The organism is Mesorhizobium sp. AA22 (assembly GCF_001672375.2).
Lineage (GTDB): Bacteria > Pseudomonadota > Alphaproteobacteria > Rhizobiales > Rhizobiaceae > Mesorhizobium > Mesorhizobium wenxiniae.
Genome location: NZ_CP048406.1, coordinates 3,941,548 through 3,961,332 on the forward strand (window position 1 = coordinate 3,941,548; position 19,785 = coordinate 3,961,332).

Genomic DNA, 19,785 nt, shown 5'->3' on the forward strand with positions numbered 1-19,785 from the left:
TCGCCAGACGATCCCCCAAATCCAAAAGGAGGGGTTGCATTGGCGGAGGGACTGCCGGCTCCGGCGCTTCTTCGTGGTTAGGCGGATCAAGCTCATCCTCAGCGCATCCTACTAGTCACATCGCCCCGGCATTAGTTCCGAGGCAGATAGCGTCCTCGTAGGATTTTGGGGACGCGGAGTACTGGTTTGCTCGCTCCAATGTCGCGTAGATAGCGCGAACTTGAGGGAGCTACCAGTCCTCCTAGGTCCGCTCGCCGAACTCTGCGCCGTTTCCGGGCGTCGGACGCCAATCGTCGGGTGGAATCTGGATGACCTCCGCCTCTGTGCGGCCAAACTCCCGGCCGATTTGAAATGCCGCATACAGCGCGCCAAGACCGATTAGGAATCGAAGCATTTGAGATCTCCGTCGGCGGTAGAACTACACGGCCGGCAGTCAGTTCCACAGGGGCGGAACCACAACGTTCAACATTCGTTGCCACTGACAGTGGGCCAAGGAGGACGCCACAGATGGCGGACAAGAGGACGAGCGACACGAGCCGAGTTAAGAAGGGTGCAGAACTTGAAGTTGAGCACCTGGCGGAGATGACAGACGTAACGCCCAAACAGGCACGGGCATTGCTTCGCAAGCACGGCGCGGACTGGCAGCGGCTGAGGGCCGAAGCTGAAGATTTGAAGAAAGATGATTAGTAGCAGCGGTTCGCCAAGATGGCCCTCATCTCGAATGCACGGACAAGGCGCTGATCGAGCTTATCGTGACGGCAGCTCCGGCGTTCGGACGCGCGGTAGCATTCGACCTCCACGAATGATGCTGCAGCAAACACGTCGTCCCTTGCGGAACTCTTCAGCAATCAAAGAGTTGCGCACCAAAGGTGATCGTTATGGCAACTCACGACAAAGACCGTGCCTTCCGAGAGTTGATCAGATCGGAAGACTACCGACGCAAGCTTCGAGATCTGCTAAGATTGGACGGCGAACAGACTTTGCCACCGAGGCTTCTTGCGTTGGCGGTGGAGCTTCAGGAGGAGCTTGAGCGGGGAGGGATAGACTTCGCTGACGAGAACCCCTAGTCCACCAGCTACCAATCTCAGCCGTCCATATCCAGTGGCTCATGTTCCGGCTGCGCGTGCCACGTTGCCTGGCGCCAATCGCGCATGTCGAAAACTTGGCCACAGACCGGACAGGGGTTGAAATGATCAGCCTCGCATTTGCCCTGCCGCTTGCCGATTACGGGCGGCAGGTCAATATCCGAGAGTGCCACTGCCGGACTTCGTCTTCGAAGCGCCGCAATGACCTCCGTTAGCACCGCACGGCTGGCCCCATGCCGCCGGATCAGCTCGCGCACTTGGTCGGACCGGACGCCGTTTTCCTTGGCGAAGCGGTGAATTTCTAGATCATTCCCAGGCGACAGTTGACCACGGTCTCGATCGGGCATCCTCGTCATAGTCGGACAACACTCGTTCATGACTGCATTCCCTTGGCCTCACGCTCCAGCGTGGCCCGTTCCTCCTGTTGGCCAAGCGAAACCGCGGAATTGGCCAGAAGGTTCCCGTAATTCGGGTTGCTTTAAAGAAACATTCGGCCTCGCTCTGCGTTCGGCTCTATGGAGCTGCCCTATGAGCGAGGATGATAGTAAGGGAAGGCCGGATAGCGGGTCTGCCGTCGAGACTTTGGCCCGGCAATTGGCCAGGCAAACAGGCATCTCGGAGTCTGATGCTCGGGTGCTGATCGAACTGATCGGCACCAATTGGAATTCATTGTTGCGTGAGGCCCGGCTGTTGAAATCGCGGCGTTGACACTAGGTGCCGAACGGACACGCTTGTGGCCGGCGTCCCTTGGGGGCGTTGGGGTAGATTGCCTGGTAGAGACACCGGCCGAGCGGATTGGGGTCCGCCGCAAGAGACAATTTCAGCAAGAGCTTCCATTCGGCAACCAGGATCGCGGAGCACGCTAAACAATTCGTTGATCAACGGCTTGCGATTAGCCTTGCACTGCGCAATTTTCGCGGCAGGGGCCATGATTACCGAGACTGACGCACCCTAGGCGCGGGCTCGTGCACTACTGTTTCGACATCTGCCGTGACTAGGCCGGCTCCTTCGATCCGGACCGTCACCTTGCCGTTCTCGTCATCGACCCGAGTGACAAAGCCGGTGATCTCGACCTTCTGGCCGGCCCTTGTTCTCTTCGGTGTGTCGATCGAAAAGGGAAAGTTGTAAGAGGGTATGCTCACGCTCGACATGCCGTTGTCCAGCACCTTCAGGATTGTCACGGTGAGCGTGACTTCGTCGCCGATCTTTACCGCCATGGCCTAGGGCTCCATTTCCAGCCGATCGTGCACGTCGGATAGTTTCGTCATGCTACTAAACATTCAATTTTGCTAAAATGTTCCGGAACCGATTGCCCGCCCTGCGGCTTGAGTCGCGGTTCGGGGAGTCACAAGTGCATGAGTAGCGCCGCAGACCGGCTATCATTCATTGAGTTTCAATCGCCAACGTTGGTCGCGAAAGCTCCCGCGGGCAGCGACTGGCTGCACGAGGTCAAATACGATGGCTACCGCACGCAGCTAGTTGTCGATGGCCGCACAGCACGAGCTTTCACGCGCCGCGGCTACGACTGGTCGCATCGATACAAAGGAATTGTCCAGGCAGCGGCGAACCTACCGGTTAAAGCAGCAATCATCGACGGGGAGGCCGTCGTCCTGGGCGAGACCGGGTTGCCGGACTACCAAGCCCTCGAGCGGGAATTGGGCAATCCAAACTCGCCGAAGGTCATCTTCTATGCGTTCGACCTGCTGCACCTCAACGGTCGGGATCTCCGGCAACAGCCGCTGGTGAAACGCAAGGCCGCGCTAGAAAAGCTGGTGAAGGACAGGGCGCCGACACTGACCTATGCCGAGCATCTGGAGGTGAGCGGCAGCGACGTGTTTGAACATGCATGCCGGATGGGCTTGGAGGGGATCGTATCCAAGCGAGCGGATGCCCCCTATCGCTCAGGTGTGCAGACGAGCTGGCTCAAGGTGAAATGCATCAAGAGCGACACCTTTCCCATTGTTGCTTTCGTCGAGAAGCTCGGCGCCCATCCACGCCGCATTGCGTCCCTTTACATAGGCCGCTGGGAAGGCGATCGCCTAATCTACGCTGGCAAGGCCCAAAGCGGCTACAGCTTGACGACAGCGCGGCATGTTAGAGAGCGGCTTGATCCACTGATCATCGGCAAGTCGCCTTTATCAGAGCCCATCGTGAAGCCGAAGGCGACCTGGATCAGACCAGAGGTCCTGGCCGAGGTGCAATTCAGCGGCGTCACCGATCGTGGCATCCTGCGCGAGGCAGTGTTCAAGGGCCTGCGCGAGGACCTCGTGACGATCCCGGCGAAGTCGCCCGCTCCTTCAAAGAGACGAGAGGCAGTCGGGCAACATGGGGTTCCTCGCGAGAACATGCAATTGCTTCCGGATGCGGTTTCGCCCTCCAAGGAAGAGCTTGTGCGCTACTGGGAGCGGGTTGCTGATGAAGCGCTGGTCCATCTCCGCCGGCGACCGCTGAAGCTGGTCCGCCATGCTTTTGGGGCGACCTTCTACCACAAAGGCAAGCTGCCCGAGATTCCCGCGGCGGTACATCAGTTGCGCGTCCAGAAACGCGAGGGGGGCGAAGGCGTTCGCGTGTGGGTGGACGACCTTGCCGGTTTGCTCGGGCTGGTCGAGATGGATGCCGTAGAGGTGCATCCCTGGAACGCCACCGTTGACGATATCGAGCATGCTGATCGCGTCGTGCTGGACCTCGATCCGGGGGAGGGCATCGAGTGGGCGGAAGTGATCGAGACCGCGTTGGCGCTCCGCGACATCATGGAAGCGGCAGGTCTGGAGAGTTGGCCGAAGGTGACGGGCGGCAAGGGCATTCACTTAATGGGACCGCTTGAGACAAAGATGACCCACGACAGCGCCCGGCAATTGGCCAAGTCGCTCGCCCAGTGCCTTGTTGAGGCACGCCCCGGTCGTTATCTACTCTCTGCCGCTCCGGCAGCCCGAAGAGGTCGCATCTTTCTTGACTACCTTCGCAACGGACGTGGCAACACCGCGGTGGGAGCCTTCTCCCCACGAGCCCGACCGGGCTTCCCAATCGCCCATCCTGTAACGTGGAGCCAAGTTGAGCGGGGTATTCGGCCCGACGGTTTCACCATCGACCATCCGTTCCGAGCGGCTGCCCGAAGGGCGGCGTAGCCGCTCGCATTCGAAGCTTTTATGCTGCTTACCGGCGCCGAAGCGAATGAAGCGGCCGGCGACGCAATGGGTCAAACCGGGGATCAAAGCCCGCGTGAAGCATCCCAGGGGCGAGGAGGACCTTCGGCACGCCTCGCTGCAGGATTTTTGGGATGAAGACTAGAACGCCGTTTGTGTCTCGAAAACGCGACACGCAAAGTTCACCGGCCCGGCCAAGCGCCGACTATTTGACAAGCGCGCAAATGGCGTATGCTGTCAGCGTCCAAGCTGTTGGGGGCGTAGCGGCTACATGCGCTTGTGCTACCCACCCTGGAGCTGGGGAAGTAACCGGCAAGCTCCTAGAAATCAGAGCATTTGAATTTGACGCGCTGGCACCGCCACCTATGACGACTTTTGGCTTGGGACACCAAGCCTGGGCGGATTTGTCTGCGGATTCCGACGTGAAGCCGGCCGCCATTCCGATCAAAGACCGGCCACCGTTCCGATTTGAAGCCGGCCACCATTCCAATCAAAAGCCGGCCAGTTTTCGGCACTGAAGATTACCTCCTGGGTCAGCAACTTTGGCATCAATCACCTCGCCATGAACGGGGACATTTTGATGCCGGCAAAGAGAAGGCTGACCATGAGACAATTGAGACAAATGCTGCGGCTTGCCGGAAGCGGGACGAGCTCCCGCGAGATTGCGGTCGTGTTGGGGATAGCGCGCAGTACGGTGCAGGATAATTTGCAGCGTGCAGCCGCGGTTGGATTGAGCTGGCCCTTGCCGGGCGAGCTGACCGACGATGCGCTTGAGCACAAGCTCTTCAGTCGCAACGGCGTCAAACAGGGCACGCGGCGACGCACGGAACCGAACTGGGCCGATCTTGCGGTCGAGCTCAAGAAGCCCGGCGTCACATTGCTCATCCTGTGGGAGGAGTATCGTGGGTCGCATCCCGACGGTTACGGCTATAGTCGCTTCTGCGAACTCTTTCGCAGTTTCGAGCAGCGGCTTTCGCCGACGATGCGCCAGGAGCATGCGGCCGGCGACAAGGTCTTCGTCGATTATTCCGGCAAGAAGATCCCGATTGTCGATCGCAAGACCGGCGAGATCCGCGAGGCGGAGATCTTCGTGGCGGTGCTGGGTGCGTCCAGCTACACCTTTGCCGAGGCCACCTGGACGCAAACGCTTCCCGACTGGATTGGCTCGCATGTCCGGATGTTTCGTTTTTTTCACGGCGTTCCCAGACTCGTCATTCCCGACAATCTGAAGTCTGGCGTCAGTCGCGCTAGTTTCTACGATCCCGAGATCAATCGCAGCTACGGCATGATGGCTTCCCACTATGGCGTCGGCGTTCTTCCGGCACGGCCAAGAAAGCCTCGGGATAAATCGAAAGTGGAGAATGGAGTGCGTTTCGCCCAGTCCTGCATTCTGGGGCGCCTGCGCAACCAGACTTTCTTCTCGCTGGCTGAGGCCAATGCCGCCATTGCCCAGGCGCTCGATCGCATCAACGACCACGTCATGCGCCGGCTGGGCGTCAGTCGCCGGCAGCTCTTCGAGACCGTCGAGAGCCCGGCTTTGGCCAGTCTTCCACTGGAGGATTACGAGTTTGCCGAATGGCGTTTGGCCCGCGTCTCGACGGATTATCACGTCGAGTTCAAGACCTTCTTTTATTCCGTGCCCCACAGCCTCATTCGTCAGCAGGTCGATCTGAGAGCAACGGCGCGCACCATCGAGATCTTCCACCGCGGCAAGCGCGTCGCGGTGCATCAGCGCCGCCATGGAGGTCCTCGCCATGGAACCGATCCGGATCACATGCCCAGTTCCCACCGGCGCTATGCCGAATGGACGCCGGAGCGCTTTCGGCGTTGGGCCACGTCGATCGGGCCACAGACCGAAGGCCTGGTCATCGCAATTCTCGCCAGCCGTCCGCATCCAGAGCAGGGCTTTCGAACATGTCTGGGCATCCTGCGCCTGTTTCGCGACATCGATCGCAATCGGGCAGAAGCCGTGTCAGCCCGCGCTGTCGAGATCGGTGGCTTGAACTGCAAGAGCATTGCTTCGCTCATCGCCAATCACAAGGCCGCACGCCATTCCACCGAACCAACCGCCATCGTCGATCACGCCAATCTGCGTGGCCCTGATTACTTTCATTGAGGAGATCCACCCATGCTGATCAATCCCACCATCGACATGCTGCGAGAGCTCGGCCTCTACGGCATGGCAACCGCTTTCCAGGAACTCGACACGCAGCCCGAAGTGCGCGGCCTCGAGCACGGCGAATGGCTTGCCATGCTGCTCGAACGCGAGGCGACCATGCGCCGCCAGAAGCGTTTCGAGGCTCGCGCCAGGGCTGCCAAGCTTCGCCATGACGCGCAGATCGAGGATGCCGACTTCCGCGCCGCACGCGGCCTCGACCGCAATATGTTCATGGCGCTTGCCGGCTGCGACTGGATCAGAAAGCATCACGGTCTTCTTGTCACCGGACCAGCCGGCGTCGGCAAAAGCTGGCTTGCCTGCGCTCTTGGCCACCAGGCCTGCCGCGAAGACTTCTCAGTCGCCTACCACCGGGTTCCCAGGCTGTTCGCCGCCCTCGCGCTTGCAAGAGGCGACGGGCGATACGGCAGGATCCTCAAATCTCTTGCCAGGACCGACCTGCTGATCCTCGATGACTGGGGACCGGAAAAACTCAATGATGACCAACGCCGCGATCTCCTGGAGATCATTGAGGATCGCTACGAACGACGCTCAACCATCGTCACAAGTCAGGTGCCCGTGGATCGCTGGTGGGAGATTATTGCAAACCCAACTTTGGCCGACGCCATCCTGGATCGCCTCGTTCACAACGCCTATCGCATCGATCTCACCGGTGAAAGCATGCGAAAACAGCGCCCGCCAATCGTCCCCGAAAACACCGAAGCTTGACCTGAAACAAAACCCAACCCAAACATCAACGAGACCCAGGATCAGTCCGAAAAATGGCCGCCTTCAAATCGGAATGGCGGCCGGAATGAAATCGGAATGACTGGCCGGCTTCAAATCGGAATCGGTGGCCGGCTTCATCGGAACACGCATTTGTCTGGGCTAGTATCATTCGCACTTGCATATTGGGTGATTTCCCAACCGCTGACGCCGTCCTTCCCCGCTGGACCCGCAGCTCCCATTGCACCTTTAGGTCCCTGCTTGCCGGGCAGACCTTGTGGACCGACAGGCCCTTGGGGCCCTGGGGGGCCCGCCGTTGCGCAACCTGCAATCAAGGCGACACATGCTAGAGCGGTAATAACTCTCATGACCACCTCCCCGGTTTCCCGGTGAGTCCCAAAGCCTAGCAGCACGCGCCCGCCATCGGGAGCGGCCAATGAGGCGGAGGAAGGATCCGCGCTCCTTCGAGCGCGGCCGACCGGCTGCTCCCGATCTGCAGTGGGCTGGGCGGGGCAGGGGCTGACCCACTGGTTCCCCGATAACAGTTAGTGCCTGCTAATGTTCCAGGCTCGGCGTAGGCCGACTTGGCCATGACCGGAAATGAGGCCGGTCAGAGAAATCGGCCGAACCCCCGCTGTGATCTACCAAACATGTGAGCATCCCCCAATTTACCCCTCATGAGTCTTCTCTGCTTCTCCCCCGGTCTACGTGAAAGCGAACCGTTTGGGCCTTCGCCATCGGGGCAGCCACGTCGAGGGAGCCGCCGAGGAACTCATGCTGTGGGACATAAAGGGGCCGAAGTGGACGAAAGCGGTCCAATCATGCGTTGACGCGTTCGAGGGCAGAGTGTCCCCCAAGAGATCCGTGAGGCCTTTGAGGCGGCGGCCAAGGAGGCGAGCGTGTATCTCTCGCCTGAGTAGGAGGTGCTCTCCATTGGTTTCACCCTCCGGTCCAAACCGACAAACCTGGGCTCACCTACAGTCTGCACCGAGGGTGCGACTGCGCAACTCATGAAGTGGACCAAGCGGGGACCTAAGTGGAAGGAGGCCGTCGAGGTCTGCATGGCTCTCATTGAGGCGAGCGCACGCCCGACGACGGTTAAGAAGGCCTTCGAGGCTGCTGCCGAGGAGGAGGGGTTGCTACGCTCCTCTACTAGCGCTCGATCCCTCCAACCGCCGGTTGGTAGACGCGACGCAGTCGGCGTGCGAAAGATTCCTACGATCCGGGCACACCCGCCCCCGCCCACCCTGTGCCTGGTGAACGACTGATCGCCCGCCGTGCCGAAGGTGCGGCGGGCTTTTTTTGACGTCCGTACGGAACACCAGCTCCGGGAGGGGGTTCGGCTCCTGCAGCATCTTCTCCTGTGAACCAATGCTGCGAGATCGGTGTCCCTCCCGATCAGCCCGCGTCCTTTCCCTCCGTGGGGCGCAGGCAACTTCAGATGGACTCTCTCCCTGATCGGAGTAGTCACGTCATGCCGTCCACCTCGATACACAAAACGGAATACGATCCGAAGCGCAAAGTCCTCTCGGTGTGGTTCGTGGCCAGCGGTAAATGCTACCAGTTTGAGGACGTGCCGCCGGAGACCTTCGCCGAGTTCCGAGCCGCCTTCGCCAAGGGCCGCTTCTTCAACGAACAGATCCGCAATCACTTCCGCTACCGTCTGGTTGGACCCGCGGTCGACTGAGCACCATCAGCGGACGATCTCTCTTTTGGCAGGGATGCGGCTCATTCGTCGCGGCGTCCGGCCAGCCTTTGCGAGGGTAAGGTCGGACATCGGAACGAAAGGCGGATTCGCGAATTCTACTGCTAGATAATCGGAATCGTCGCCCATGAGGCTCGCGACCCTCCACCTTGAAACTGCGAGATACGGCGACGTATATCGCGCCGAAAGGCTCGCGCGGCTGAGGCAGCAAATGATCCGGCACATCAAGCGCACTGACGCCTCGGCTCAAAAAGTCGAGCAAGCGCTGGCTAGTTTGGCCGAAGCAAACGCACCCATGCACCGGCTCGCGCGGCATCAGTAGGGCCGCGCTCATGCGCGCCTCCGCACCGGCACGATGTGCGGCGGGTTGTTCGGTTGCTGTATGTGGCGTTCTCTCCACATCCGTTTCGCGATGCCTGTCCTTACCCCCGTGGGGGCGCGGGCTTCATTCGACCATGGTGGCTAAGACCAGAACGGCCCGAGGACGAACACGGCCACTAGCGCAACAAAAAGGAAAGCGGCGATCACGGCGCCCCACATGAGGATCCTTCCGGTGCCGCGTTTCTCTTCCTCGCGAGATCGCCGCAAGTGCGGTCACGCCCTGTTTCAATTGGTTGGTCGGTCGGTTCTTCCCGCTCTGAAGTTCCTGCCTATCGCTGTGTTGCGCCCCAGCACCGCACCCAATTCGGTACGTTTTCGCGCATTTCCAGAATCAGACGTTAAAAAGCGGCGGGCTTGCTTCGGATGGTTAAGGCCAGGAGCGCCTCCGAAAGTCGTTTCTTCGCCCGCTCGACCCCGTTCTCGTCGAACAAGTCGAGCGACGTTGTAGGATAACATCACACGACGTCCCTGCTGCCAAAGACATCCAACACAGTTTATGACTAAGTAGAACTAATTAGAGCATCGCTCGTAAAAGAGGTCACCGGTTTTTCGAACAAAGCGATCGCAAACTAGAAGTTACAGCGGTGCGCGCGCCGCTGTAGGCGCCGGATCAGATCACGAAAAAATCGTCGGCCAGCAGCGTCGGCCTGTTCGTCAGCGTCGCGAGCTGTGTCACGCCGCCTGCGACGTTTCCGTTGGAATCGTAAAACAACGCACCCGTAACCTTGTCATAGACGATGTGGTCGTCGGCGTCGTGCGCGCTAGTCCCAGCGAAGAAGTACCTTGGCTCGAGGGCTCCGGTGGCTCCCAGCCCCTGCATTACCGAATTCTGGAGCCTGAATGTATCGGCCGTATGGTTGAAATCCGTGATGATGTCGCGGTTGGCCACTGAGAGCGGCGCACTGAAAACGAAGGAATCGTTGCCGGCTCCGCCAGTAAGCCGGTCAATGCCAAGGCCGCCCATTAGTGCATCGTTGCCACCGTGCCCGAGCACGGTATCATTGCCTCGGCCGCCGTCCAGTTTGTTGTCGCTGTCGTTGCCGTCGAGCACGTTGTCGAGGGAATTTCCCGTGGCTCCGACGTTGGCGTTTCCGGTCAGACGCAGATTTTCTACCAGCCTGCGATCGACCGCCAGTGAGTACGTGACCAAGCTGAAAATCTGGTCGAGGCCCGCTTCGTCGATGACGTTGTCCAGTACATTGTCCACGTAATAGGTATCGTTGCCGGCACCGCCATTCATCAGGTCGGCCCCGGTCCCGCCATCGAGAAGGTCGGTGCCATCATAGCCCGCCAACCGATCGCTACCCGCCCCGCCCCTTATGGTGTCGTTGCCGGCAAGGCCGTCCAGCGTGTTGTTCCCATTGTTCCCGGTCAGCTCATTGTCGGAAGAATTGCCGCGACCATTGATAGCGCCAAGGCCGATGAGGGTCAGATTTTCGACATAGGATGGCAGTGAATAGGTGCTCGAGCTGAACACCCAATCGTTGCCCGCCGCATCGCCCTCGACCACGCGGTCGAGCGCATTGTCGACATAGTAGGTATCGTCGCCCGCGCCGCCCTCCATCTTGTCGATTCCGACCCCGCCGTCGAGCAGGTTGCTGCCAGCGTTGCCGACCAGCGTGTTGTCGAGTTCGTTACCCATCGCGTCGATGTCGGCAACGCCGGTGAGTGTGAGCTGCTCTATTTGCTGGCCGGACAGCGAATACGTCATCGAGGTGATGACCACATCGATGCCGGCGCCCTCAGCCTCGATGACTACGTCGAATGCGTTGTCGACGCGGTAGGTGTCGTTGCCCAAACCGCCGGACATTTTGTCAGCACCGGCTCCGCCGTCCAGAACGTCATCAAAGCTGCCGCCGTTCAGGATATCCGCCGCATCCGTCCCGGTCAGGTGCTGCTCCGTCACGTCCGGCGCGGCATAGGCGCGCACGTAGTCGATGACCATCTTGTAGGTGCCGGACGCCCGCTCGACTTCAAGGGGATTCATGGCAAGCGAGGCCAGCATATAGAGCGGCGTGCGGAAGGACTCGCTCATTGGAAAGCGGCTCAGCTCCTTGCCGTCATAGTACACGGTGATCCAATCCGTCGTGATCCTCGCGCCGTAGGTGTGAAACGTCCCGTCGAACATCGAACCGGCGAGGCCCGTATAGTTGCCTTTCCAAGCGTGGCTTTCCTTATTGCTCAAGTGCACCGCCTGGTGATGACCGTCGGGATCGCCCCCATACGCTTCAACGATGTCGATCTCGACGCGTGGCACAGTCTGATCGGGCGACAGCATCCAGAAAGCCGGCCAGGCTCCCGCCCCGCCGTGAAAGGCCGCGCGCATCTCGAAGTATCCGTACTCTTGCGCGAAACCCCGGCCGGTGCTGTTAACCGTTTGCATCGTTCCCGACTGCCAGACGCCGTCCACCTGCTTCATGGTAATGGTCAGCTGCCCGTCAGAGACGGAGAACGGATTCGTCGCCCCCACCGGCGACATGAACGTGGCGGCCCCATAGGGGGCGTGTACCGGCGCGAACCACTTGCCGGTGCCGGTGTTCGGCACGACATCAAGCGTGTTGAACTCGTCGGAAAAGGAGAGCTTGAAACCTGAGAGGTTCAGCTCCGATCCTTTGTACTGTCCGGTCCAATCGCCAGGGAGAGCAATCGCAGCCATTGATGGGCTCCTCGTTCTCGCAACATTTTCGCGGTTGATCCCCCACCAAGATCTAATCATCCATTTGTTAACGGAACGGTAATGGACACCGATTCCGCCGCAAATGGGCTCAGTGCGGTTATCCCCAACGCTTCACGAGAAATTTGGGAGAAGTCGCAAATCGGTTGAAGTAGCCGGCACACGAAACTGCGAATCCTCCATGGCGCATGATCCGATCGACACGCTGGGCAAGGCGACCCGGCACAACATGCTCGTCAAAGCCGAGTGCAGCTGGGGAACGTGCGCTACTGCCGTTCCGCCGATCTGATAATGGTCTATGGCGGAGGCGCCGACGAGCAACGCCGGGAATGAGCTGCATTGCGTTCTGCAACCGCTCGCTGGATAGTCCTGGCGATGTTGCAGACCTTTATGACTCATTGGCCCCAGATCCTCGCGACCATTCCGGTGGTGATGGCGGCAATCGGCATCGTCCACGCCATAATGACGAAGGAAGACGTCCGCGCCGCCACAGGTTGGGTCGGCGTGATGTTCCTGTCGCCATTCCTTGGCGCGATCATCTACGCCGTTGCCGGCATAAACCGCATCCGTCGTGCAACGATCAGCGCCATGCGGCCCCTTTCCAGCGAGGCGGCTTCCGCAAAACATGAGCGCAACATTGCCGCCGAGGAATTGATTGCCGAGCGGTACGGCCAACGCTTCACCGGCCTGAAGACATTGGGCGACAGGGTGGCCCGGCGTGCCCTGACCTCGGGAAACGCGATTGCGATATTGGAGACAGGTGACGAGGCCTATGGCGCAATGTGCCGAGCGATTGATGGCGCTCAACGCACTATCCTTCTCGAGACCTACATCTTCGACAATGACGATGTCGGGCGGCTTTTCGTGGAATCTCTCGCCGGAGCCGTCCAGCGGGGTGTCAGCGTTCGCGTGCTGATCGATGCCGTCGGGGCGCGTTACTCCGTCCCCAGCATTCTTGGGCGTCTGCGAGAGGCAGGAATCACCGCAGACCTCTTCAACGGCAACATTGTCATGGGCCTGCGTCTTCCCTACGCCAACCTCAGAACGCACCGGAAGATCCTGGTCGTCGATGGCACGATTGCGTTCACCGGAGGGATGAACATCCGAAAGGGATTCTCAGCCGAGTTCGCCGGCTCCTCCAGCGCGAGGGACACGCATTTTCAGGTCACCGGGCCGGTCGTGGCCGACCTTTTTTCGGTTGCCGCCGCAGATTGGCGCTTCGTGAGCGGCGAGCTCCTGAAAGGCGACACCTGGCAAGTGGCCACGCCTCCCGCGGCTCCCGGTCAACCGATGCTGGCGCGGGCGGTTGCATCGGGGCCGGATGCCAGCATCGAAACGAACCACAACTTGCTGATCGGAGCATTTTCCGTCGCCCGCAAATCGATCCGCATCATGTCGCCTTATTTCCTGCCGGATCGGGAACTGATCAGCGCGCTGACGACAGCGGCCAGGCGAGGCGTGGAGATCGACATCGTGGTACCGGCGATGAACAATCTTTTCCTTGTCGACCGGGCGATGACGGCGCAATTCGATCAGGTCCTGAAGCACTATTGCCGCGTATGGCGCACGGAGGGCTCGTTCGATCATTCGAAGCTGCTGTCGGTCGATGGAGTTTGGGCTTATATAGGATCCTCCAATCTTGATGCCCGGTCCCTGCGGCTGAATTTTGAGATTGATATAGAGGTTCTTGATGCAGGCTTTGCCGCGGAGATTGAAGCGCGGATCGGATCGGCAATCGCCTCCGCCGCGTCTGTAACGATCGAAACCTTGAGGGCCCGGCCATTTATCGTCCGCCTGTTCGACCGAGTGTTGTGGCTGGGATCGCCCTACCTTTAGAGGCTTTCTCGTTCTGCCGGGGGAAATTCGGGCGACGCAGCCATCGCTCTTTTAAGCGCCGCATCTCGTCAGGGCAGGGGAAGCAGCGATTGCAGATCCTATTTGAGTGAGACAAAGCTAAGTCTTGAAGGTAGTGAGGACGAGCAGCAGATTCATGCAAAGAATTGGACATAGCTTTCCTGCAAGTGTGCTCAAATCCATTCGCGACAGAAAAAAGCAGAAGGCGAAGGCTGCGCCGTCCGAAGGGACACGCCCCGCGGGGACTCTGGTCGCATCTTACAACGTTCACAAATGCGTGGGCGTCGACAGAAAGTTCGATCCCGAACGAATCGGTCGCGTCATCCGGGAAATCGCCCCGGATGTCATTGCGTTGCAGGAAGCGGACAATCGCTTTGGAGATCGTGCCGGCCTTCTGGATCTGCTGCGTCTCGAATTGGAAACGGGCCTGGTGCCGGTGCCGGTGTCCGGAAACGGCAAAGGGCACGGCTGGCACGGCAACGTTCTGCTTTTCAAACGGGGCATCGTTCGCAATGTCCATCAGATAAAGCTCCCGGGGCTGGAGCCGCGCGGAGCCTTGGTTGCCGAAATCGATCTGGACGAGAAACGAACTCTGCGCATTATCGCAGCCCATCTCGGCTTGCTACGCCGATCGCGCTCCGAACAGGCCCGTGTCGTGCTCGAAATCATGAACAAACCGGACGAAAAACCAACACTGCTGCTCGGCGATTTGAACGAATGGCGACTCGGAAACCGTTCCGCGCTGAACACGCTGCACACGACTTTCGGTCCCGCGCCGCCGGCGGTCCCCACCTTTCCATCGCGTCTGCCGCTGCTGTCGCTCGACCGGATCATGGCAAATCGACACGGAATGATCTCAACCGTCGAAGCCCATGACACGCCGCTTTCGCGGGTCGCCTCCGATCATCTACCGCTTATAGGATTCGTTCGCCTATGATGTAGCTGCCCAGTCCCATGGATGGAGATCGGTTCAATGGGAAGCTCTCGTATGACTAGCGGAGCCGAGCGGGGCGGCCCAGCAGCTTTGGTTGCGGGGGAGGCCGCTGGGCCTGACCAGCGAGGTTTCGGGGGGTGGAGGCCCGTCGCTTCGCAAATGTAGCGGCGGGTCTTCTGCAGTCGCGTCCCAGCCTACGCGCTGCCGTCTCGCTTTCCTCATCGATCGTTCGAACTGGCAGATAGGCGTTGGTTTCCAGCCACTCGCGCGGCACGATCTGAATGAGGTCCGACCGGCCAATTTCATTTTGGCCGCGATGGAGTTTAGAGCGTCCTCCGTCGAGGGCTCCAGCGGCACGCCGGCAACGTTTCTGAGCATCAATGCGGCGCGGCGCAGGATGATCTGCAGATCCGCCCCGCGACATAGCTGCGATGCGGTCGGCGGCGCTTTCAAGCTCTCCCGCAAAAGACAGGCGGGTCATTAGAGGGCCGAAGATCAGTGGCGGTGCGGCGCAAATTGCGACAATGCGGACCATCAAAGGCCAAGCACGGCTGTTAGCGGTGTTGATTTGGGCCTTCATCGTTTGTGGACGTTAGGAACGGAGTTAGGAACTAGCCCCGATAAAAATGGAAAAGGTAACTTAAATCAGACACATAGCTTAATATCTGGCGGAGGGAGTGTCCGTCCGCCGCACTCACGACTAGTTCCGAAGAGTTCCTAAAACTCAACAAATACATTGTAAATACAGCATAAATTGGTACGAAGAGTTCTGCCCAATTCCGGCCAAATCCAATGCTTGTTTGTGGGTTGGATTGTAGGTATATTTTGCCTATAATAAAACAATAGTGTTGGGCAAGCATATGGCCAGATCGATCAACAAGTTAAGCGCCGTCGAGGTGGCGAAGAAATCAAAGCCGGGCAGCTACGGCGACGGCGGCGGGCTCTATCTGCAAGTGGCGAAGAGTACCGCGAAGGGGGCGGAGGAGGGCGACGTCACCAAGTCCTGGCTCTTCCGCTTCATGATCGCTGGCAAGGCCCGGTACATGGGGCTCGGAGATGTTCAGACATTCAACTTGAAAGAGGCGCGCGAACGGGCGAGAGGGGCGCGGCAACTCGTCTCGGACGGCAAAGACCCCATCGAGGAACGCCGCGAGCGTACCGCCGCTCTACGTGCCGACGACGCCAAGCGGATCACGTTCAAGCAGGCGTCCGAGCGCTATATCGCCGCGCAGAAGGCTGGCTGGAAGAACGCGAAACATGCGGAGCAGTGGCGCAATACGCTCGCAACGTACGCGTGGCCGGTAATCGGGGACTTACCGGTGGCGAAGGTGGACACCGCGCACGTCATGCAAATCCTAGAGCCGATCTGGACTACGAAAACCGAAACAGCCACCCGGGTGAGGGGCCGCGTCGAATTGGTGCTCGATTGGGCGAAGGCCCGACACTATCGCAGCGGCGACAACCCGGCTCGGTGGCGCGGCCATCTCGACAAGCTTCTTCCGGCGCGGTCGAAAGTCGCCAAGGTCGAGCACCACGCGGCTATGCTGTACGCAGACCTTCCCGCATTCATGTCTCAGCTCCGGTCAATGGACAGCATCTCCGCCCGCGCACTTGAGTTCACGATCCTGACCGCCGTTCGCACTGGCGAGGCCATCGGTGCGAGCGAGGGCGAGTTCGACTTCGCGAAGAAGCTCTGGACCATCCCCGCCGAGCGCATGAAGGCCGATCGACCGCACCGAGTCCCGCTTTCTGATCGCGCGATCGCCATCCTAAAAAGTGTCCCGCGAGAGGCCGACAGTCCCTATGTCTTCCCCGGCGCCCGCAAGGGGAAGCCGCTCAGCAACATGGCGATGCTGGAGCTATTGCGTGGCATGGATGGGATGGAGGGCTTAACCGTCCACGGCTTCCGCTCCACCTTCCGCGATTGGGCAGCGGAGCGGTCGAACTTCCCGCGCGAAATCGCGGAGGCGGCGTTGGCGCACGTTCTTTCCGACAAGACGGAGGCCGCGTACCAGCGCGGCGACATGCTGGAGAAGCGCCGTCGCCTGATGGCAGCGTGGGCGGGCTTTGCTGCGACGGCGAAATAGCGTCGCAGCGGATGGCTAGGCGCAAAATTTCTACTTGGAGGAGGCTGAACCCTTGGCCCTGACTATAAAAGTGGAAGCCAGGTCTTTGCATATCGATTCGAATTTCTGGAAATTCCTCTTATGCTCCTCCAGCCCTGTCGGGTCGGTGTCGAAGATTTTCTTCAGGGTGACCTTGTTCTGGCGCGCAGCATCCTCGTAGCCGTGCCGGTCAAGTTTGCCTTCGATTAACCGCTGGGTAGCGTCGGTCTCAGCCTCATAGTAGGCTTGCATATCCGGCCAACCTACCGCCTTAGCCAACTCGGCCATTTGCAAACTTTCGAATCCGCTAATCTTCAAAGCCCAGGCAGTGGCGTTTCCGCCTTTCTGGAAGCTTTGGGCGACAGTGTCGCGATAGTTTATGCTGATGGCTCCTCGGACGCAGAGGAGTACGGATCTCTTCTGCGTCGCGGAAAGCCCAACCAGCTCGGCTTCCACTTGTTTTTTCCAACCCTCTGAGTTTGCGGAGAATGCCTGTCCTTGCGTCAGAAGAAGGCCTGTCAGCGCAAATAAACCGGCTCTTGTCAGACGCGATTGCAAGCTCATGCCTCTTCGTCTCGATACGAATACTCGTCTTATATGACGTGGTTTCATAGAGTGCCAGATGTTGCTCTGACTAAATGGATGTCAGAGAACGGGTGGGCTGGAATGTCCGGCGCTTACGGGTCGAGAAGGGCATGTCGCAGGACCACCTTGCGTATGCCGCTGAGATCGAGCGCGCCTATGTCGGCTACCTAGAGCGCGGGAAACGGAACTCGACGATCAGCACACTCGAAAAGCTTGCTAAAGTGCTCGGACACGACGTCTCCGAGTTGTTCGCCATGCCCCCGAAAGACGCCGACCCGATTGCCCCGCTAAATCCGGGGAGAAGGAAGAGCTGAGGCAGCGGCTTGTGCCGCGAGTGGGATGATGATTGGGTGCCGCTCGACGAGGGAGCGCGCCAATGAGGATCGATCGTTTTCAGCTTTCTAATTACAGCAGCTTTTCAGACACTGGCCCAGTCGATCTAAAGCCGGGGATTAACATCATTGTCGGCGAGAATAACGCCGGCAAGAGCGCCATTCTACGCTCGCTGTACCACCTCGAAAATACACCTCACAGAAGCCCGCGCGAATTTCGAGCTGAACGGCTGGGATATTCGCATCTGGATTTGGACGTATCAATCAGCGGAGACGAGATCAAGAGCGCGTGGCTGAAAAGTATAACTGAAATAAATTGGACTCTTGCGAGTTCTGATTTACCTGCTGCGCAGCGAATGATGGATGAATTCCTGTCTTCATCATCGCTTAACATGAAAGTTGAAAAGCAAGGAAACACTCATCCTATCCTCAATATACCATTTAGGAATAGACCTAACTCGGCTGAATCAATAGCTTTATTCAAGAAAGATGCTGGAAGAATTTTGTATATACCGGGTCGATTCCACGATGATAACACATACGAGTTGGTTAATTCAATTTGGCACAATTACGTGTTTATGTTTGACGCTCAGCGTTTTGGACTAGGACGGTCGAGTTTTGGCTATCCTGAGCGTCTTAATAGCAGGGCTGACAATTTGGCGGCAGTCCTTAATAGAATTCAGGGAGAGCGTGCTACACTCTTCGCGAAATTAGTCGATCACATCCGAGAGATATTCTCGACCATACGAAATCTGAGTGTAAGACCTACTCAGCAAGGCGATATGGAGGTTTTGGTTTGGCCAGTCGATGAACAATTGCACCCAGAACTCAGCGTAGGCCTAAATGATTCTGGTACTGGAGTGGCACAAGCAATATCAATTCTGACCGTCGCTATGACGCTCGATGAGGCGGTCATTATAATTGATGAGATCAGCAGCTTTCTCCATCCGGCAGCTGCGAAAACTCTCTTGCGAATTCTCCAGACAAACTATCCGCAGCACCAATACATTGTTTCCACCCACTCATCTGAGGTTCTCAGCGCGAGTTCGCCATCGGTAGTCCATTTTGTTCGCAAATCGGGTTTTGAGTCCTCAATATCATCCGTCGATCTCGGCAATTTGGAGGATTTGCGACAGGTTACAGGGCAGCTCGGGATTTCTATGACCGACGTATTCGCGGTCGACCGGATCATCTGGGTTGAAGGACCAACGGAGGAGCTTTGCTTTCCCTATATCTATACGCAAGCTGCTGGCCCTATGCCGCGCTCAACCATGTTCGTGCCAGTGATCGCTACGGGAGACTTTAGTAAAACAGGGACGCGGCTCGAGTTGGTACTGGAAATCTATAGGCGCCTTGGCAGCGCGGCTGCGCCTCTTGTCACGTCCGTGACCTTCGGCTTCGATTCCGAAGATCTCTCACAGCGCGAGAAAGAAGATTTGCTTCGTAGATCAGATGGACGCGTGCGCTTGCTCCCGCGCCGACATTTCGAGTGTTATCTGTTAGATCCCGCTGCAATTGCCGCGCTGGTGGTTGCACACGTTCCAGACCTACAGTTTGACGAATTGCGCGAGGTAATCAACAAATGCCTCATATCGCTCGGCGGCGACGCAGCATTCAAAGCTGCCGACGTTTTCAAGGGCGATATATTCGATCCGCAGTGGCTTGCCAAAGTTGACGCGGCGAAACTTATCAAGCGGGTATGCTCGGACGTAAGCAGCCAACGCTTTGCATTTGCAAAAAAAGTCCACTCGCTGGAACTCCTAAAAGTTCGAATGGCAAGCGACGCGGCCAAGGAAGAGCTTGCGGAACTGATTGCTTACGTGACCGACCTTGTTGATGGCTCGAAAGAACGACCCGCTCCTGACCCGAGATCCTAGAAAATTCGTGCAAAATTTGCGAGGGACCAGGTAGGGGCGGGGCAGGGGACCGGCATCAGCCAAAGGCCCCCAGCGTGGGAATAAAAACAAGGGGGGTGGGGGGCAAAAGCCATACGCATTCAATCGCCCGCAAATGCCCGACAACGCGCGCCGGGATTGGCCCGGTCATCCCGGTCGCCCATGACGATGAACGCGCACCACGGGCCACGCCACGCCAACGCCACGCCAC

At 58.8% G+C, this 19,785-nt stretch carries 15 protein-coding genes and 1 pseudogene; 11 read left to right on the forward strand and 5 right to left on the reverse strand.

What is annotated here, in order from left to right:
* Nucleotides 1–507 precede the first annotated feature (507 nt).
* On the forward strand, nucleotides 508–687 hold the full coding sequence (locus A9K68_RS18955) for a DUF3606 domain-containing protein (RefSeq protein ID WP_065010050.1): 180 nt from the start codon (nucleotides 508–510) through the stop codon (nucleotides 685–687).
* 397 nt (nucleotides 688–1,084) lie between these two features.
* On the opposite strand, the gene A9K68_RS31355 is transcribed toward A9K68_RS18955, so the two are convergent.
* Nucleotides 1,085–1,441 (reverse strand): hypothetical protein, encoded by a 357-nt coding sequence (locus A9K68_RS31355; RefSeq protein ID WP_203546941.1) that lies wholly within the window; start codon nucleotides 1,439–1,441, stop codon nucleotides 1,085–1,087.
* A 172-nt stretch (nucleotides 1,442–1,613) separates the two neighbouring features.
* Here A9K68_RS31355 and A9K68_RS18965 point away from each other — a divergent pair, with 172 nt between their 5' ends.
* Nucleotides 1,614–1,793 carry a hypothetical protein gene (locus tag A9K68_RS18965; protein ID WP_065010053.1) on the forward strand — a complete coding sequence of 60 codons (180 nt, stop codon included), beginning with the start codon at nucleotides 1,614–1,616 and terminating at the stop codon, nucleotides 1,791–1,793.
* Between the two features lie 224 nt (nucleotides 1,794–2,017).
* Here the strand turns inward: A9K68_RS18965 and A9K68_RS18970 are convergent, their stop codons facing one another.
* Nucleotides 2,018–2,302: a hypothetical protein gene (locus A9K68_RS18970; protein ID WP_065010054.1), complete on the reverse strand. Its 285-nt coding sequence runs from the start codon at nucleotides 2,300–2,302 to the stop codon at nucleotides 2,018–2,020.
* 138 nt (nucleotides 2,303–2,440) lie between these two features.
* Here A9K68_RS18970 and ligD point away from each other — a divergent pair, with 138 nt between their 5' ends.
* From ligD to A9K68_RS19000, 4 genes are all read left to right on the forward strand, one after another.
* A complete protein-coding gene (gene ligD / locus A9K68_RS18975; RefSeq protein WP_065010055.1) occupies nucleotides 2,441–4,210 on the forward strand; it encodes a DNA ligase D in 1,770 nt (589 codons plus the stop codon).
* A 622-nt stretch (nucleotides 4,211–4,832) separates the two neighbouring features.
* Nucleotides 4,833–6,344, forward strand: coding sequence for an IS21 family transposase (gene istA / locus A9K68_RS18980; RefSeq protein ID WP_141246659.1), 1,512 nt, complete (start codon nucleotides 4,833–4,835; stop codon nucleotides 6,342–6,344).
* Nucleotides 6,345–6,356: 12 nt separating this feature from the next.
* The gene (gene istB / locus A9K68_RS18985) at nucleotides 6,357–7,112 is read left to right on the forward strand and encodes an IS21-like element helper ATPase IstB (RefSeq protein ID WP_065008691.1); all 756 of its coding nucleotides are present in this window, start codon (nucleotides 6,357–6,359) and stop codon (nucleotides 7,110–7,112) included.
* A 1,471-nt stretch (nucleotides 7,113–8,583) separates the two neighbouring features.
* Nucleotides 8,584–8,796 (forward strand): KTSC domain-containing protein, encoded by a 213-nt coding sequence (locus A9K68_RS19000; RefSeq protein ID WP_065008779.1) that lies wholly within the window; start codon nucleotides 8,584–8,586, stop codon nucleotides 8,794–8,796.
* A gap of 1,009 nt (nucleotides 8,797–9,805) precedes the next feature.
* Here the strand turns inward: A9K68_RS19000 and A9K68_RS19005 are convergent.
* On the reverse strand, nucleotides 9,806–11,851 hold the full coding sequence (locus A9K68_RS19005; protein WP_163603050.1) for a family 16 glycosylhydrolase: 2,046 nt from the start codon (nucleotides 11,849–11,851) through the stop codon (nucleotides 9,806–9,808).
* A 393-nt stretch (nucleotides 11,852–12,244) separates the two neighbouring features.
* On the opposite strand from A9K68_RS19005, the gene A9K68_RS19010 reads away from it, so the two are divergent.
* Complete coding sequence (locus tag A9K68_RS19010; RefSeq protein WP_065008778.1) at nucleotides 12,245–13,705, forward strand: phospholipase D-like domain-containing protein; 1,461 nt, start codon at nucleotides 12,245–12,247, stop codon at nucleotides 13,703–13,705.
* Nucleotides 13,706–13,859: 154 nt separating this feature from the next.
* Nucleotides 13,860–14,660, forward strand: coding sequence for an endonuclease/exonuclease/phosphatase family protein (locus tag A9K68_RS19015; RefSeq protein ID WP_082982416.1), 801 nt, complete (start codon nucleotides 13,860–13,862; stop codon nucleotides 14,658–14,660).
* Between the two features lie 205 nt (nucleotides 14,661–14,865).
* On the opposite strand, the pseudogene A9K68_RS31790 reads toward A9K68_RS19015, so the two are convergent.
* Nucleotides 14,866–15,138: pseudogene (locus tag A9K68_RS31790) on the reverse strand (hypothetical protein); the annotation flags it as partial.
* 379 nt (nucleotides 15,139–15,517) lie between these two features.
* Here A9K68_RS31790 and A9K68_RS19020 point away from each other — a divergent pair.
* On the forward strand, nucleotides 15,518–16,744 hold the full coding sequence (locus A9K68_RS19020) for a site-specific integrase (protein ID WP_065008777.1): 1,227 nt from the start codon (nucleotides 15,518–15,520) through the stop codon (nucleotides 16,742–16,744).
* A gap of 30 nt (nucleotides 16,745–16,774) precedes the next feature.
* Here A9K68_RS19020 and A9K68_RS19025 read toward each other — a convergent pair whose 3' ends face one another.
* On the reverse strand, nucleotides 16,775–17,326 hold the full coding sequence (locus A9K68_RS19025; RefSeq protein ID WP_065008776.1) for a hypothetical protein: 552 nt from the start codon (nucleotides 17,324–17,326) through the stop codon (nucleotides 16,775–16,777).
* A 74-nt stretch (nucleotides 17,327–17,400) separates the two neighbouring features.
* Between A9K68_RS19025 and A9K68_RS19030 the strand changes: the two genes are divergently transcribed.
* Together A9K68_RS19030 and A9K68_RS19035 are read left to right on the forward strand one after the other, a co-directional pair.
* A complete protein-coding gene (locus A9K68_RS19030) occupies nucleotides 17,401–17,661 on the forward strand; it encodes a helix-turn-helix transcriptional regulator (RefSeq protein WP_065008775.1) in 261 nt (86 codons plus the stop codon).
* Nucleotides 17,662–17,723: 62 nt separating this feature from the next.
* The gene (locus tag A9K68_RS19035; RefSeq protein ID WP_082982415.1) at nucleotides 17,724–19,556 is read left to right on the forward strand and encodes an AAA family ATPase; all 1,833 of its coding nucleotides are present in this window, start codon (nucleotides 17,724–17,726) and stop codon (nucleotides 19,554–19,556) included.
* The last annotated feature ends 229 nt before the right edge of the window (nucleotides 19,557–19,785 follow it).

Coding starts and splice junctions, on each gene's coding strand:
- A9K68_RS18955 (WP_065010050.1), top strand. CDS start 508: ATGGCGGACAAGAGGACGAGCGACACGAGCCGAGTTAAGAAGGGTGCA.
- A9K68_RS31355 (WP_203546941.1), bottom strand. CDS start 1,441: ATGACGAGGATGCCCGATCGAGACCGTGGTCAACTGTCGCCTGGGAAT.
- A9K68_RS18965 (WP_065010053.1), top strand. CDS start 1,614: ATGAGCGAGGATGATAGTAAGGGAAGGCCGGATAGCGGGTCTGCCGTC.
- A9K68_RS18970 (WP_065010054.1), bottom strand. CDS start 2,302: ATGGCGGTAAAGATCGGCGACGAAGTCACGCTCACCGTGACAATCCTG.
- ligD (WP_065010055.1), top strand. CDS start 2,441: ATGAGTAGCGCCGCAGACCGGCTATCATTCATTGAGTTTCAATCGCCA.
- istA (WP_141246659.1), top strand. CDS start 4,833: ATGAGACAATTGAGACAAATGCTGCGGCTTGCCGGAAGCGGGACGAGC.
- istB (WP_065008691.1), top strand. CDS start 6,357: ATGCTGATCAATCCCACCATCGACATGCTGCGAGAGCTCGGCCTCTAC.
- A9K68_RS19000 (WP_065008779.1), top strand. CDS start 8,584: ATGCCGTCCACCTCGATACACAAAACGGAATACGATCCGAAGCGCAAA.
- A9K68_RS19005 (WP_163603050.1), bottom strand. CDS start 11,851: ATGGCTGCGATTGCTCTCCCTGGCGATTGGACCGGACAGTACAAAGGA.
- A9K68_RS19010 (WP_065008778.1), top strand. CDS start 12,245: ATGTTGCAGACCTTTATGACTCATTGGCCCCAGATCCTCGCGACCATT.
- A9K68_RS19015 (WP_082982416.1), top strand. CDS start 13,860: ATGCAAAGAATTGGACATAGCTTTCCTGCAAGTGTGCTCAAATCCATT.
- A9K68_RS19020 (WP_065008777.1), top strand. CDS start 15,518: ATGGCCAGATCGATCAACAAGTTAAGCGCCGTCGAGGTGGCGAAGAAA.
- A9K68_RS19025 (WP_065008776.1), bottom strand. CDS start 17,326: ATGAGCTTGCAATCGCGTCTGACAAGAGCCGGTTTATTTGCGCTGACA.
- A9K68_RS19030 (WP_065008775.1), top strand. CDS start 17,401: ATGGATGTCAGAGAACGGGTGGGCTGGAATGTCCGGCGCTTACGGGTC.
- A9K68_RS19035 (WP_082982415.1), top strand. CDS start 17,724: ATGAGGATCGATCGTTTTCAGCTTTCTAATTACAGCAGCTTTTCAGAC.